This window comes from Pseudorhodoplanes sp. (assembly GCA_032027085.1).
Classification (GTDB): Bacteria; Pseudomonadota; Alphaproteobacteria; order Rhizobiales; family Xanthobacteraceae; genus Pseudorhodoplanes.
Genome location: JAVSMS010000001.1, coordinates 1278717 through 1293719, shown reverse-complemented (window position 1 = coordinate 1293719; position 15003 = coordinate 1278717). Strand labels below are relative to the sequence as shown.

The window sequence follows — 15003 nt, the reverse complement described above, 5'->3', positions numbered from 1 at the left end:
GACCGCAAGGAAATTCAGGTCAGCATGAACACCGCAATTGCAACGTCCTTTGCATCCGCCAGCGCGACGCAAACGCAGATCGCGCTCGGCGCCGAGATGCTGAAGATGAATGCGCAAGCCGCGGCGTCGATTGTGCAGGTGCTGGAAGAGACACTGGCCGCGACAAAAGCGGCGCTGCCGGCGGGCGTCGGCGGGAATTTGGATATTTCAGCCTGACAATTCACCTCGGCGACAGAGAGCGCGATTCCCGACCGGAGATACGCGCTCCTCATCCTTGAAACTCTTCGTCCCTTGCCCACCCGCTGGTGGCCGGCTGACGTCAGTCGCCAGTCCATTCGGAGCGGGCTGTTGACGCGCGCGCCAGGAACTATTTCTTCAATGCCGCTTCTATAAACCTCACCGCATCCTCGCTCGCCCATTCGGCGGGTCCGGCGAGTGTCGCGACTTCGCAACCCTTGCCGTCGACCAGCAGCGTCGTCGGCATGCCGAAGGCTCTGCCCATCGCTTTCAGGTCCTGGAAAATCTTGGCAGTCGGGTCGGCATAATAGGTGAGGCCGCTGATGCCGACCTCCTTCAGCCACGCCTTCGGCTTGTCGGCGTCGCGGGTATCGATATTGACGGCGACCACCTCAAAGGCAGGCCCGCCCAGCTTCTGCTGGAGGGCGTCGAGTGCCGGCATTTCCTTGCGGCAGGGCACGCACCAGGTGGCCCAGAGATTGAGCAGCACCAGGCGGTCATTCCATTCCGACAATTTGCGCTCCTTGCCGCCGGCATCCCTGAAGGCAAGGTCGCTTACGCGGACCGGGGTGGTCGCCGGGGCAAGGGCGGCAATTTCGCCCTTGATCAGGGGTTTCAGCCTGTCAGCCATCTCCGCCGCCGGGCGGCAGCCCGGATCGGTCGCCGCATTGCGAGTCAGGGTGGCAATCCCGTATACCGCCAAAAGCCCAAACGCGACGCCGGCCACGCCGCCCACCGCCATCACTGCCAGCCGCTTTTTCGCAAAGCTGCGGGCTGCATCGTAGGAGGAGGGGGTCATGGCCGGTCAACCTTCGGTGGAGAAATGAGCAACAAGATGTGGGGCGGGCGCTTCGCGTCGAGCCCTGACGCGATCATGGAGGCGATCAACGCATCGATCGACGTCGACCGGCACCTCTACCGCCAGGACATCGCCGCAAGCAAGGCCCACGCGGCCATGCTGGTGCAGCAAGGCATTATTACGGCAGAGGACGGCGCCAAAATCGCGCAGGGGCTGGACACCATCCTCGCCGAGATCGAAGCCGGCAAGTTCAAGTTCGAGCGGGCGCTGGAAGACATTCACATGAATGTCGAAAGCCGGCTGGCGGCGCTGATCGGGCCGGCGGCCGGGCGGCTGCACACCGCGCGCTCGCGCAACGACCAGGTCGCCACCGATTTCAAGCTCTGGGTGCGCGACACCATTGATACGATCGATCAGTCGCTGGTGGATTTTCAGAAGGCGCTGGCCGAAAAGGCGGAAGAACATGCCGGCACAGTGATGCCGGGCCTCACCCACCTGCAGACCGCGCAGCCGGTGACCTTCGGCCATCACTTGCTCGCCTATGTCGAGATGGTCGCGCGCGACCGCGGCCGCTTCGCCGACGCGCGCAAGCGGCTGAACGAACTGCCGCTCGGCTCCGCCGCGCTCGCCGGTACATCCTTTCCGCTCGATCGCGACATGACGGCGAAGGCGCTCGGGTTCGACCGCCCGACTGCGAATTCGCTCGATGCCGTTTCCGACCGCGACTTTGTGCTGGAGACGCTCGCAGCTTCGACGATTTGTGCCGTGCATTTGTCGCGGCTCGCGGAAGAGATCGTGATCTGGACCTCGCCGCTCACCGGCCTGATGAGCCTGTCGGACAAGTTCACCACCGGCTCCTCAATCATGCCGCAGAAGCGCAATCCCGATGCGGCGGAGCTCGTGCGCGCCAAGGTCGGACGCATCGCCGGCGCGCTGAACGCGCTGGTCATCGTGATGAAGGGCCTGCCGCTCGCCTATCAGAAGGACATGCAGGAAGACAAGGAGGGCGCGATGGAAGCCTTCGCCGCGCTCTCGCTCTGCATCGCCGCCATGACCGGCATGGTGCGCGACATCGTGCCGGACGTGCCGCGCATGAAGAAGGCGGCAGGCGAGGGCTATGCCACCGCCACCGATCTGGCCGACTGGTTGGTGCGCACGCTGAAAATCCCGTTCCGCGATGCGCATCACGTCACCGGCCGGCTCGTCGCCGAGGCTGCGAATTCGGGCATGCCCCTGCATCGTCTGCCGCTCGCCGCGATGCATGCGGTCGAGCCGCGCATCACCGCAGAAGTGTATTCGGTGCTGTCGGTCGACCGTTCAGTGAAAAGCCGGACCAGCTTCGGCGGAACAGCGCCGAAGAATGTACGGGCACAGGCGAAAAAGTGGCTGAAACGGCTGGAGAAAGACTCAAAGTGAGCTTGTCATGCCCCGTGACCCGTCTTCGCCAAGGCTTCGAAGGGCATGGAGCTTGGCCTCCGAAGCTTTAGCGGGGGGAGATGGGCATCCAGTAACCACGGTATCTCGTTGTGTACTGGATCTCCCGCATTTCGCGGGCGATGACAAAGTGAGAGGTTCTGCTATGGTCCCCGCCTCGCTGAGGAGCTATTTGTGATCCGCACTAACCGTTTGTTTTCCCGCATTGTTTTGGTGGGCGCGCTGGCCGCGGCCTTGGTTGCTGGCGGTTGCGGGCGCAAAGGTCCGCTGGACGCGCCGCCCGGCGGCGCCGTCGACCAGACGACAGGCGGCGCGCAGCAAACACAGAGCTCGCAAAGCGGCAATCTGATCGATCGCGGCAGTTCGACCGGACTTCCCCGGGTCAGAGGCGAAGACAAGCGCATTCCCCTCGACGTCCTGCTCAACTGAGACCGCGATGCATCACTTCGCCTATCGCGACGGCGTTCTGCATGCCGAGGCGGTCAATCTCGTCGCGCTCGCGGAGGAGGTTGGAACCCCGTTTTACTGCTATTCCTCCGCCACGCTCGAGCGGCATTACCGCGTCTTCGCCGAGGCTTTCGCAGATGTTCCGGCGCTGGTCTGTTACGCGGTCAAGGCGAATTCCAATCAGGCGGTGATCGGGACATTTGCCAGGCTCGGCGCCGGCGCCGATGTTGTCTCTGCCGGCGAATTGAAGCGCGCGCGCGCCGCCGGCATTCCGGCGAAGAAGATCATGTTCTCCGGCATCGGCAAGGCCGCGCATGAGCTCGCGCTCGCGGTGGACGAAGACATTCTCTGCGTCAATGTCGAATCCGAGCCGGAACTGGATTTGCTGTCGGAAATCGCCGCATCGAAAGGCAGACGCATGGACATCTCCGTGCGGGTTAATCCCGACATCGATGCAAAGACGCATGCCAAGATCGCGACCGGAAAATCCGAGAACAAGTTCGGAATTCCGATCAGCCGCGCGCGCGAGGTCTATGCGCATGCGGCGAAGCTGCAGGGCGTGCGTGTGCACGGTGTCGACATGCATATCGGCAGCCAGATCACTGATCTGACGCCGTTCGCAAACGCCTTCGCGTTGCTGTCGGATTTCGTGAAGCAATTGCGCACCGACGGGCACGAGATCGAACATGTCGATCTCGGCGGCGGCCTGGGGATCCCCTATAACAATTCTGAGAAGGCGCCGCCGCTTCCGGCCGACTATGCCGACATCGTCAAGCGCGCGACGCGCGATCTGAATTGCAGGCTGATCTTCGAGCCGGGGCGTTTGCTGGTCGGCAACGCCGGCATCCTGGTCACCCGCGTCCTGTATCTGAAGCATGGCGAAGCGAAACATTTCGTGATCGTCGACGCGGCGATGAATGATCTCGTGCGCCCGACGCTCTATGAAGCGCATCATGAGATCTGGCCGGTGTCGGAAGCCTCAAAGTCGCAGAAGATGCTGCGCGCGGACGTGGTGGGTCCGGTGTGCGAAACCGGTGATTATCTCGCGCTCAATCGCGAACTGGCGGAACCAAAGCCGGGCGACCTGCTTGCCGTCATGTCGGCGGGCGCCTATGGCGCAGTGCAGGCCGGCACCTACAATACCCGGCCGCTCGTGCCCGAGGTGCTGGTGAAAGGCGATAAATGGGCGCTCATCCGCCCCCGCCTCGAAGTCGACGCATTGATTGCGCTCGATCGGCTGCCGGACTGGCTCTGATCGCACGCAAGACCCATGTTTCGGTCATGGCTGGCCTGCGCCTTGCTTCACAATCCCGTGCGCCGGTGTTGTGAATCAGGGGCCATGGTAAGCTATTTGATGTCGTCAGCCCGGAGACCGAGGTGACCCAGACGCCGCAAGGGCCTGAAATGTCCGATCCACGGAGCGGGACTTCCCGGCTGGAACGGGCCATCGTCCGGGCCCGCAGATCGATCCTGTGGGAACGGGTCTGGCCGCCACTTGCGGCGGTGCTCACGGTTCTCGGACTTTTCCTGGCCTTGTCCTGGATCGGTCTCTGGCTGTGGCTGCCGCCTATGGGCCGCGCCATCGGCATGGCGCTGTTTGCGGTCCTGCTGCTCGCGGCCGCATGGCCCTTTGTGCATGTGCGCATGCCGGGCATCTTCGAGGGGTTGCGTCGGCTCGACCGCGTCAGCGGGCGAGCACACCGCCCCGCGACGGCAGTGGCCGACCGGCTGTCCATGGCACAGGATGATCCGGTTTCGCAGGCCTTGTGGCGTGTACATCTTGAACGCGCGCTCAGCGCGGCCCGCAATCTCAAGGCCGGCTGGCCGTCGCCGCGTCTTGTCACGCGCGATCCTTACGCTTTGCGCGCGCTGGTTCTCATCCTCGTGGTCGCGAGCTTTTTCGCGGCGGGCGGCGACCGCAATCGCCGCGTGGCGATGGCGTTCGACTGGCACGGCGTCGTCGCCCCGGCGAATTACCGCGTCGATGCATGGGTGACACCGCCGGCATATACGGCACGGCCGCCCGTCATCCTGCCCGGCCTCCGGCCTGGCGAAACCGCGCGCGCATCTGCGCCGATTGCGGTGCCGGCGGGCTCGGTGTTGGTCATTCGCTCGACCGGCGTTGCTAAGCTCGACATCGTCGCCAAAGGCGGGCTCAACGCGCCGAAGGAAGAGACCGAGACAAGCGCCGCTCCTGCCGCATCGGCGGCGCCCGCGGCGGCGGATGCGGAAGAACATCGTTTCGTGATTCAGGATCAGGGTGAAGTCGTGCTGCGCGGTCTCGGCCGTGACGTGGTCTGGTCGTTCACCGCGATTCCTGATCATGCGCCTGCCATCGCGCTGACCAAGGATCCGGAGCCGCAACTGCGCGGTTCGCTACTTCTCAATTACAAGATGGAAGACGATTACGGCGTGGTCGAAGCGCACGCGTCTTTCGCCCTCAAGCAGGCGGCTGACCCGCAGGGGCGCCGTCCGCGCGCCCTTTACGGCGCTCCGGATTTTCCGCTGGCCCTGCCGCAGGCGCGCACGCGTGCAGGCGCGGGCCAGACGACAAGGAACGTGTCCGATCATCCCTGGGCCGGCGCCGATGTCACGATGACTCTGATCGCACGCGACGAAGGCGGCAATGAAGGGCGTTCCGAGGCGATCGAATTGCAGTTGCCGCAGCGCATCTTCACCAAGCCTATGGCGCGCGCGCTGATCGAGCAGCGGCGCATTCTGGCGCTCGATGCCGAATCCAAATCGCGGGTACTGATGGCGCTCGACGCGCTCGCCATTGCGCCGGAAGTGTTCAAGATCGAAAGCGGCGTCTATCTCGGCCTGCGCTCAATCTACTGGCAGCTCACCCGCGCCCGCAGCGACGACGCCTTGCGCGACGTGGTGGCGCGGCTCTGGGACATGGCGGTGACGCTTGAGGACGGCAATGTGTCCGACGCCGAGGCTGCGTTGCGCAACGCCCAGGAAGCCCTGCGCGAGGCGCTGGAACGCGGCGCCAGCGATGAAGAGATCAAGAAGCTGACCGACGATCTGCGCGCGGCGCTCGACAAGTTCCTTCAGGCGCTGGCGGAAGAAATGCGCAGGAATCCGCAGCGGCTGTCGCGGCAGGCGGATCCCAATGCCCGCAGCCTGCGGCCGCAGGATCTCAAGAACATGATAGACCGCCTCGAGGATCTGGCGCGCTCCGGCGCCAAGGATGCGGCGCGGCGCCTGCTCGAGCAGTTGCAGTCGATGCTGGAAAACCTGCAGACGGCCCGCCCGGGTCAGCAGCAGGACGGCGATGACGGCGACGACATGATGTCGGCGCTCGACGAGCTCGGCAACATGATCCGCGAGCAGCAACAATTGCGCGACCGCACCTTCCGCCAGGGACAGGATCAGCGGCGCGAGCGCCAGCGCGGCCAGCAGGGTCAGCAAGGCCAGCAGAATTTCGGCGAATTGCGGCAGAATCAGCAGGCCCTGCGCGAGCAGCTGCAGAAGCTGCTCGAGCAATTGCGCCAGCGCGGACTCGGCCAGCAGCAGCCCAATGATCAGGGCGAGCAGGGCGACGGCGGCATGCAGCAGCTTGGCCGCGCCGGCGAGGCGATGGGAGATGCCGAAGGCTCGCTCGGCGATGGCCAGGCCGACAGCGCGGTCGACGCACAGGGGCGTGCGCTTGAAGCCTTGCGTCGCGGCGCGCAGGGGATGGCGCAGTCCATGCAGCAGCAACAGGGCATGGGGCCCGGACCCGGCCAGCCCGGCGGCCGCCAGCAGAATCGGGCGGCACAGGAGACTGACCCGCTAGGACGGCAGACCCGCGGCTATAACGACGACGTCACCGTCAAAGTGCCGGGCGAGATCGACGTGCAGCGCGCCCGCCGTATCCTGGAAGAGCTACGCCGCCGCTTCTCCGATCCGGCGCGCCCGCAGCTTGAACTCGATTATATCGAGCGCCTGCTACGAGACTTCTGAGGCTCTTCTAGGTCGTCCCCCCGCAAGTGGGGACCCATAAACACCCCGATAGCAATGTGGCTATGGGTACCCGCTTGCGCGGGGACGACATGAACGGTCACCGACACTCGCGGGCCCGCAAAGATTTTTCGCGGCCCACGTCACAAACTCGTCCGCTCCTTCGTCATCAGGGCATAACCGCCTCACGATGGAGAAAGACGATGAGTGACAGGACCCTTGCCGTCCGCTACGAGCAGGAAATCCCGGACGTTTTGCAGGCCTTGCAGAATGTTCACAAGACGATCGACGTCCACGGCTTCGACCGGACAATCTACCATCTGGTTCTGCTGCGCGCCTCGCAGATCAACGAATGTGCGCATTGTGTGAAGATGCATACACGAGAGGCACGCGAAGACGGTGAGACCAATGATCGGCTCGACCGGGTCGTCGTGTGGGAGCATGTGTCGGATTTCAGCGAGCGCGAGCGCGCTGCGCTGGCCTGGACGGAAGCGCTCACCTATCTCGATCGCAAAACCGATTATGCGGCCTTGCGGGCGCAGCTGCGCCATCACTTCACCGATAAGGAAATCGGGCTGCTGACCACGATCGCCGCAATGATCAATATGTGGAACAGACTTGGAGTGTCGAGGCACTGACATGTCTGACCAAGGCGTTCTGATTTTCGAGAACAATCGCCCCATGCTGCTGGGACTGGCCTACCGCATCCTTGGCTCGCGCGCCGACGCCGAGGATGCGGTGCAGGACACCTTCATCAAGTGGCAGATGGCCGACAAGGACGAAATCGAGAGTCCGGCAGCCTGGCTAACCACCGCCTGCACCCGCCGCTGCATCGATCTGTTACGCGCCGCGCATCGTACGCGTGTCGACTATGTCGGGCCGTGGCTGCCGGAGCCCGTGCATACGGTGACCGAGGAGATGTCGGAGGAAAAATTGTCGCTGACCTCCTCTCTTACCACGGCCTTTCTGTTGCTGCTGGAAAGGCTGACGCCGAAAGAGCGCGCCGCATATTTGCTGCACGAGATTTTCGACGTTGCCTATCCGGACATTGCAAAAGCCCTGGACATGCAGGAGTCGGCCTGCCGCAAGCTGGTATCGCGCGCCCGCGCCAACATCGATCAGACCAAGGTGCGGCATGTCACGCCGCCGGAACGCCAAAACGAGTTGCTGGCGGCTTTCGAAGCGGCCATCGTCAGCGGGCATACCCAACAATTCGCCGCGCTCCTGTCGGACGAGATCGAATTGGCGGCGGACGGCGGCGGCAAGGTGCCGGCGACGCTGGAAGTGCTGCGCGGCAAGACCAGCGTGCTCGGCTTCATCACGCAGGTCCTGCACGCGAACTGGAATGGCTATGAATGGGTGGTGACTGATATCAACGGCACCCGGGGTGTTATCGTGCGCAAGGACGGTGCGACCATCGCATCCGTCTCGTTCGCTTATGACGAGGAGGGGCGCGCGGCCGGCATCTACATCATGCGAAATCCAGACAAACTTTCCGCTCTGGGCGGCGCAGCGATCGTGTGAAGCCGGCACAGCGGTGCCGTCAATGCACCTTGCGCTCGGCCAGCGCCTCGCTCACCGCACCGCAAATGGCGGTGAGCGTGAAAGGCTTGGTGATCACGTCGTGGATCAGGAGGCTGAGGCCATGCGCGCGTTCGCGCTGGTCGGCATAGCCGGTCATCAGCAGGATGGTGAGACGCGGATAGTCGCGGCTCGCGGTCAATGCCAGTGCGATGCCGTCCATAATCGGCATGCGGATGTCGGTGAGGAGCAGATCGAATTTGCCGTTCTCGCGCACCAGGCAATCCAGCGCGGCCGCCCCGTCGCTCTGCGCGATGACGTCATGCCCGGCCTGTTTCAGTGCGCGCGCAACCAGTGCACGCAGCGAATCTTCGTCTTCTGCAAGAAGAATGCGAGCCATGCGAGTCCTCACCGGAAGCCGGACATCGCATCCCGCCGATTAAAGAAACGTATACTCACGTCCCGGCCTTCCGCCGGAGGTGAGGCAAGCCGCGAGCGAAACGGTAGGGTTTCGCCCGATGCCACCAAGGTGCGGCTCGGCATCATGGTCCAGGTATAGATTTCCTTGCCGGTCTGATCGTGAATGGCGAAGCGCAGCCGCGGCACTTCGACGATTCCCTTGCCGGAGGCGACGATCGTGCCTTCCACGACCAGCACCGGAATACCGTCCTGGGTGTCGCGGATGACACGGATATTTTCGAAATCCAATCCGCGCAGATTCACCGGCATGCCGATCGAGGCATAGAAAGATGCGGTCTGCGGCGCGAATCCGACGATCTGGTCGCGCGCCGCGAGCAGAACCACAAACACGCCGCCGAGAATCACGATCACCGTAGCGAGGCTCGGAACCCCCGGCTTCAGCCTGCGCCAGATTTGGCGCTTTTGCCGCTCCGCCTCACGGCGCGCGGCGAGGCTTTCGATGTCTTCGCCGGGCGGTGGGGTGGAATATTGCAGCGCGCTGGCATCCTCGATCGGCGGAACGATGGAGGGAGAATGGCCGAGCACGGCCGACGCGGGTTCGTCTGGAAGGGTGGCGATGTCGGCAGAGATATCGCCGTCGCGGGCACCATCCGCGACCGCAATGTCGTCACCAAGCGGCAGGCGGTCATGCGGCTCAACAGGGGCGGAGGAAATGGACTCATCGGTGACCATGTGGTCGGTCGCGCCGCTCGCGCTGTCCGGCAAGGGGACGGAAACATCCGCCGTCCCTTCCAGCACGGCTTCCACCGGTGTCGCAAACCAGATCGTGTGGCAATTGGCGCAACGAACCGAACGGCCGTCCAGGCCGAGCGAGCTGGGTGCGACCTGGTAGGACGCAGCACATTGGGGACAGACGATCAACATCATCACTACGCCACTGTGATCCGGCGGGCAGCCTAGCAGGCGACCGTTAAAGCATCGGAAACCATGACGGCCGGAAATGTCGCATTTGGCCGGCGCTGGCGGGTTGGGACCAATCCTGTAAAAGTCACAGAGATCGGCGAAAAAGGCCGAATCAGTGGGGAGCCGGCCGCCACGCAGGCTGGCCGGCGTGCAGACCATCGGAGCGGGGCGTGGTCCGGTTCGAGAATGTGGGATTGCGATACGGCCTGGGCCCGGAGGTGCTGCGCGACCTCACTTTCCGCATTGAACCGCATTCATTCCAGTTCCTGACCGGCCCCTCCGGCGCCGGCAAGACCTCCCTGCTCAAGCTGCTTTACATGTCGATCCGGCCCACCCGCGGCCTGATGACCCTGTTCAATTGCGATATCGCAAGCCTCGACAGCGACGATCTCGCCGCCCTGCGGCGGCGCATCGGCATTGTCTTCCAGGATTTCCGCCTGCTCGACCACATGACCACCTATGAGAATGTGGCGCTGCCTTTCCGGGTCATGGGCCGGGATGAGGCGAGCTACCGGTCCGAGGTGATCGAATTGCTGCAATGGGTGGGGCTCGGCGAGCGCATGTGGGCGCTGCCGCCGGTTCTCTCGGGCGGAGAGAAGCAGCGCGCGGCGATCGCTCGCGCGGTTATCGCCCGACCCGAACTGCTGCTCGCAGACGAGCCGACCGGCAATGTCGATCCCAATCTCGGCCAGCGTTTGCTGCGGCTGTTTGTCGAACTGAACAAGACCGGCACCGCGGTGGTGATCGCAACCCACGACATCGCCCTGATGGATCAATACGATGCGCGCCGTCTCGTGCTGCACGAGGGCCGCCTGCATCTTTACGATTGAGCGTGACATGAGCGATCCCCGCCAGGCTCCGACCGGTCCGCCGCAGCATCTGCCGCGCGGTGCCCTGCTGCAGGTCGAAAGCCCGATCGTGCCGAAGGATTCCATCAGCGGCCGCGCCCTGGTCGCGGTCGTGGCGATCATGACATTCCTCGCCTCCCTCACCACCGGCGCGGTCATGCTGGTGCGCACGACCGCGAGCGACTGGCAGTCGGATGTGGCGCGCGAAGTCACGGTGCAAATTCGCACGATCGCCGGCCGCGATGCCGAGGCGGAAGTGAGACGCGCCGCCGATATCGTGCGCGCCTTTCCGGGAATCTCCGAGGTTCGGGTCTATAGCCGCGAGGAGTCCGCCAAGCTGCTCGAGCCCTGGCTCGGCCGCAATCTCGCCATCGACGAGCTGCCGGTGCCGCGCCTGATCGTGGTCAAGGTCGACCCCGGGGCGGGCGCCGATCTTTCTGCGCTGCGCCGGCGTCTCGCCGAACAGGTGCAGGGCGCGACGCTGGACGATCACCGTTCCTGGGTCGACCGCATGCGCGCCATGGCCAACAGCGCCGTCATCGCCGGCATCGTCATTCTGGTGCTGATGTTCGCCGCCACCGTGCTGTCGGTGACCTTTGCCACCCGCGGCGCCATGGCTGCCAATCGCTCGATCGTGGAAGTGCTGCATCTGATCGGCGCCCGCGACCGCTTCATCGTCGGCCAGTTTCAGCGGCATTTTCTGTTTCTTGGCCTCAAGGGCGGGCTGATCGGCGGCGGCGCCGCGATCCTCTTGTTTCTCATCCTTGGTTCGGGCGCGAGCTGGTTCGCGGGCACCCCCTGGGCTGACCAGTTCGAAGCCCTGTTCGGCAGCTTTTCGATTGGCCTGAATGGTTATATTGCCATTCTCTTGCAGATCGCGCTGATTGCTGTGATCGCCGCGCTGACGTCCCGGCGCACGGTGTTTCAGACGCTGGACGGATTTTGAGGACACGCGATGCCTCCGCTGGCGCATGCCATGATTGGCAGGGATTGAGGAAATGGGCGCCGCAGAGTCTCAGGTTAACCCGGACACGGGGCATGGTCCCCGCGGCAGCCGCATGATGCGGCTGCTGAAGCTGCTGGCGCTGGTCGTCGCCGGCCTGATTGGACTCTTCGCCGCCGGCTTCGGCGTTTTCCTGCTCAATGTGCCGACCGAGGAGGTGGCTCTTCGGCGCAATGCCGACGGCATCGTGGTGCTGACCGGGGGCGCCTCGCGCATCGAGGATGCGGTCGAACTGCTGGCCAATGGGCGCGGCAAGCGATTGCTGATCACCGGCGTGCACCGCCTCACCAGCGAGCGCGAGATCAAGCGGCTCAAACCGGGCTACGGCAAGATTTTCGCCTGCTGCGTCGATCTCGACCGCTCGGCGCTGAACACCATCGGCAATGCCACCGAAACCCGGCGCTGGGTGAATGAGCGCGGCTTCAAATCGATCATCGTGGTGACATCGAATTATCACATGCCGCGGGCGATGGCCGAGCTCAGGCATCAACTGCCCGACATCGTGCTGATCGCCTTTCCGGTGGTGGGCGAGCAATTGCGCGCAAGCTGGTCGAATGGGCCGACCTTGCGGCTCCTCTTTTGGGAATATGTGAAGTATACCGTCGCCCTCGGCCGCATGTGGCTGCCGTTCCAGATTGCCTGACCGCCCCTTCGGAATTGCCCCGTGATCGCTCTTCGTTCCTTTCTGTTCAATCTCGCCTTCTATCTGGTGCTGTTCATCTATCTCATCGTGGCGCTGCCGACCCTGCTGATGCCGCGGCACGCGCTGATCTGGCTGGTGAAGAACTGGAGTCACGTCAATTTCTGGCTGCTACGCGTGATCTGCAACATCCGCATGGAAATTGTCGGTGCCGGGCGTATTCCGCACGGCGCGGTTCTTGTCGGCTCCAAGCATCAGTCCCTGTGGGAAACCTTTGCGCTGATGACGGTGTTCGACGACCCCGCATATGTGCTCAAGCGCGAGCTGATGTGGATTCCGTTTTTCGGCTGGTGCGCGCGCAAGGCCGAAATGATTCCGGTCGATCGCGGCGCCGGTTCGCAGGCGCTCACGTGGATGACCGAGAACGCGAAAAACGAAGCCGCCCGCGGCCGCCAGATCATCATCTTCCCGGAGGGTACGCGGCGCGCGCCCGGCGCCGAACCGAAATACAAGTTCGGCGTTGCGCATCTCTATGCCGAGCTCGCTATTGCCTGCGTACCGGTTGCGCTGAATTCCGGACTGTTCTGGCCGCGGCGCTCATTCATGCGCTACCCGGGGACGATCCGCGTCGAAATCCTCGAGCCGATTGTGCCCGGGCTCGACAAGCAGGATTTTGTGAGGCGGCTGCAGGACAGCATTGAAGGCGCGACGGCGCGTCTCGTCGCGGAAGGTCAGCGGGAGCTTGAACGCGCAGGCGTGACAAGAGCCGCGTGAGCACCGACCGCCGCGTGGCCGTCATGGCCGCCTTTCAGCCGCTCGGCCAGCTTATGGAGCTCGGTGTCGCGGCACCCCATCGACTCAAGTGTCTGCACCGTGGACAGCACATAGTCACGATTGGCGCCGGATTGTCCGTGTCCCTGCCGGATATGATGCAGCCGTTCGTCGAGTGACAGCCGCCCGGCATATTGCGGGTGTCCGCGGTCGACGACATAGGTCAGGGCTTGCACCCGTCGCTCCGGCTGAGTCGTGAGCCAGACGCCGCGCAGTGTCTCCACATAGACCGAGGTGACCTGCTCGCGTTCCCGGAGATAGCGAAGAGTCTTGCTGCGATCTGCCATAGTGACGCGAAAAGCGATGCCGCGGCAGGCGCCGCCGCGATCGAGGCCCAGCACCAGCCCGGGATGTTCCGGCGTGCCGCGGTGGACGAAGGAATAGACGCAGAGAGATCGATGCAGCCCGGTCATTCGCGCCGGTACTTTCTCGGCAAAGGGAAAGCCCGGCCGCCACATCAGCGAGCCGTATCCGAACACCCACAAGTCTTCCGGAATTTCGTCGATGGCAAGATTCATGGGTGGGAAAAATAGTCCGCAAAAGGCGTCCCGCTTCGGGTAACAGGAGGTGGCGGCGCTCGCAATCCAAACGATATCCTGCCAGCCGGGGCCTGTTCATCGAAACGCCGCATTTGGGGCCCTCACAGCAATACCTACCACCGGAACCGCCGCATGGATTCATACAGGATGGATTATCCCGAGCCGGCCCGGCGCCGATCCTGGCCGCTGTTGGTGCCCGTGCTCATCCTGATCATTCTGGCGGGTGGCTGGAGCGCGTTCTGGTTCTACGCCGCCGACAAGGCGCAGGACATCATCATCGACTGGCGCCAGCGTGAGGCAAAGTCCGGCCGCGTGTATGGCTGCGCGCAGGAGAGCGTCGGTGGCTTCCCGTTCCGCATCGAAGTCCGCTGCACCAATCCGCAGGCTGAATTTGGCTCGACCCGGCCGCCGGTCGCCCTGCGCGCCGCCGATCTTCTGGTGGCTCTGCAGATCTATCAGCCGAATCATCTGATCGCCGAATTCGACGGTCCGCTCTCGGTGGCCGATCCCGGCCAGCCGGCGAAGCTCGCTGCCAACTGGTCGCTTGGACGTGCGTCGATACGCGGGACGCCGCGGCAACCCGAGCGCGTCTCGATTGTGTTCGATGATCCCGTGCTGGACCGGCATGATGGCGCCGCGCCAGAACGGACATTCACCGCAAAGCACGCCGAACTGCACGGGCGTCTTGCCGGCGGCACCGTGCGCGACAAGCCGGTGATCGATCTTGCGCTCAATCTCGTCGGCGCCGTGGCGCCGAGCCTGCATCCGCTCGCCGAGCAACCTTTCGACGCCGACATCGACACCCAGCTTGTCGGTTTGCAGAATTTCGATCCGAAACCCTGGGTACAGCGTTTCCGCGAAATCCAGCAGGGGAACGGCCGTATCGAAGTGCGCGCCGCGCGCATCCGCCAGGGCGAGGCGCTTGCTGTTGCGGCGGGAACACTCACGCTGAATCCGGCCGGACAATTGAACGGCGAGTTACAGGTGACGGTGGCGGGTCTCGACAAGCTCCTGCCGGCGCTCAATGCCGACCAACTGGTGCGGGCCGACAGTGCTGCGGCGCAGAAACTCGATTCTGCCTTCAATTCGCTGGATCGCATGATTCCCGGACTCGGCGGGCTTGCACGTCAGCGTGCGGGGCTTGGCGTTGCCGCCGGCGCGGCATTGCTGGGACAACCGGCGGAACTAGAAGGCCGCAAGGCTGTGCGACTGCCGCTGCGCGTCGTCGACGGTGAGATTCAGCTTGGCCCGATTCGGCTCGGGAAGGTGGGGCCGTTGTTTTAGGCAGGGTGGTCATGCCCCGCGCAAGCGGGGCATCCAGGAGTCACCGAAGGCCTTGTATTTACGGATCCCCCGCTTTCGCAGGCGAAGACGAC

General features: G+C 64.0%; 16 protein-coding genes. 12 read left to right on the top strand and 4 right to left on the bottom strand.

Features of this window, described 5'->3' with window-relative positions:
• Positions 1-24 precede the first annotated feature (24 nt).
• Entirely contained in the window at positions 25-216 is a 192-nt protein-coding gene (locus RO009_06290; GenBank protein ID MDT3684633.1) for a hypothetical protein, read from the top strand.
• Between the two features lie 151 nt (positions 217-367).
• Here RO009_06290 and RO009_06285 read toward each other — a convergent pair whose 3' ends face one another.
• A complete protein-coding gene (locus RO009_06285) occupies positions 368-1036 on the bottom strand; it encodes a TlpA disulfide reductase family protein (GenBank protein MDT3684632.1) in 669 nt (222 codons plus the stop codon).
• A 24-nt stretch (positions 1037-1060) separates the two neighbouring features.
• Here RO009_06285 and argH point away from each other — a divergent pair, with 24 nt between their 5' ends.
• From argH to sigJ, 6 genes are all read left to right on the top strand, one after another.
• Positions 1061-2452, top strand: coding sequence for an argininosuccinate lyase (argH, locus tag RO009_06280; GenBank protein MDT3684631.1), 1392 nt, complete (start codon positions 1061-1063; stop codon positions 2450-2452).
• A 192-nt stretch (positions 2453-2644) separates the two neighbouring features.
• Positions 2645-2899, top strand: a complete 255-nt coding sequence (locus tag RO009_06275) for a hypothetical protein (protein ID MDT3684630.1) — start codon at positions 2645-2647, stop codon at positions 2897-2899.
• A 7-nt stretch (positions 2900-2906) separates the two neighbouring features.
• On the top strand, positions 2907-4172 hold the full coding sequence (gene lysA / locus RO009_06270) for a diaminopimelate decarboxylase (GenBank protein MDT3684629.1): 1266 nt from the start codon (positions 2907-2909) through the stop codon (positions 4170-4172).
• Positions 4173-4294: 122 nt separating this feature from the next.
• Positions 4295-6865, top strand: coding sequence for a TIGR02302 family protein (locus tag RO009_06265; GenBank protein ID MDT3684628.1), 2571 nt, complete (start codon positions 4295-4297; stop codon positions 6863-6865).
• A 200-nt stretch (positions 6866-7065) separates the two neighbouring features.
• Positions 7066-7500 carry a carboxymuconolactone decarboxylase family protein gene (locus tag RO009_06260; GenBank protein ID MDT3684627.1) on the top strand — a complete coding sequence of 145 codons (435 nt, stop codon included), beginning with the start codon at positions 7066-7068 and terminating at the stop codon, positions 7498-7500.
• Between the two features lies 1 nt (position 7501).
• On the top strand, positions 7502-8386 hold the full coding sequence (sigJ, locus tag RO009_06255; GenBank protein MDT3684626.1) for an RNA polymerase sigma factor SigJ: 885 nt from the start codon (positions 7502-7504) through the stop codon (positions 8384-8386).
• A gap of 19 nt (positions 8387-8405) precedes the next feature.
• On the opposite strand, the gene RO009_06250 is transcribed toward sigJ, so the two are convergent.
• Positions 8406-8783, bottom strand: coding sequence for a response regulator (locus RO009_06250; protein MDT3684625.1), 378 nt, complete (start codon positions 8781-8783; stop codon positions 8406-8408).
• A gap of 8 nt (positions 8784-8791) precedes the next feature.
• Positions 8792-9730 (bottom strand): zinc-ribbon domain-containing protein, encoded by a 939-nt coding sequence (locus RO009_06245; GenBank protein MDT3684624.1) that lies wholly within the window; start codon positions 9728-9730, stop codon positions 8792-8794.
• A 206-nt stretch (positions 9731-9936) separates the two neighbouring features.
• Here RO009_06245 and ftsE point away from each other — a divergent pair, with 206 nt between their 5' ends.
• Genes ftsE through RO009_06225 form a run of 4 tightly spaced genes read left to right on the top strand, consistent with a single transcriptional unit; the run spans position 9937 to position 13031 of the window.
• Complete coding sequence (gene ftsE, locus RO009_06240) at positions 9937-10596, top strand: cell division ATP-binding protein FtsE (protein MDT3684623.1); 660 nt, start codon at positions 9937-9939, stop codon at positions 10594-10596.
• A gap of 7 nt (positions 10597-10603) precedes the next feature.
• On the top strand, positions 10604-11560 hold the full coding sequence (locus RO009_06235) for an ABC transporter permease (protein MDT3684622.1): 957 nt from the start codon (positions 10604-10606) through the stop codon (positions 11558-11560).
• Positions 11561-11612: 52 nt separating this feature from the next.
• Positions 11613-12260 (top strand): YdcF family protein, encoded by a 648-nt coding sequence (locus tag RO009_06230; GenBank protein MDT3684621.1) that lies wholly within the window; start codon positions 11613-11615, stop codon positions 12258-12260.
• Between the two features lie 21 nt (positions 12261-12281).
• Positions 12282-13031, top strand: coding sequence for a lysophospholipid acyltransferase family protein (locus tag RO009_06225; GenBank protein MDT3684620.1), 750 nt, complete (start codon positions 12282-12284; stop codon positions 13029-13031).
• Here RO009_06225 and RO009_06220 read toward each other — a convergent pair.
• Positions 12989-13606: a gamma-glutamylcyclotransferase gene (locus RO009_06220; GenBank protein MDT3684619.1), complete on the bottom strand. Its 618-nt coding sequence runs from the start codon at positions 13604-13606 to the stop codon at positions 12989-12991. The two genes, RO009_06225 and RO009_06220, sit on opposite strands and share 43 nt — an antisense overlap.
• A 153-nt stretch (positions 13607-13759) precedes the next feature.
• Between RO009_06220 and RO009_06215 the strand changes: the two genes are divergently transcribed.
• Positions 13760-14911, top strand: coding sequence for a DUF2125 domain-containing protein (locus tag RO009_06215; protein ID MDT3684618.1), 1152 nt, complete (start codon positions 13760-13762; stop codon positions 14909-14911).
• Positions 14912-15003: the final 92 nt, after the last annotated feature.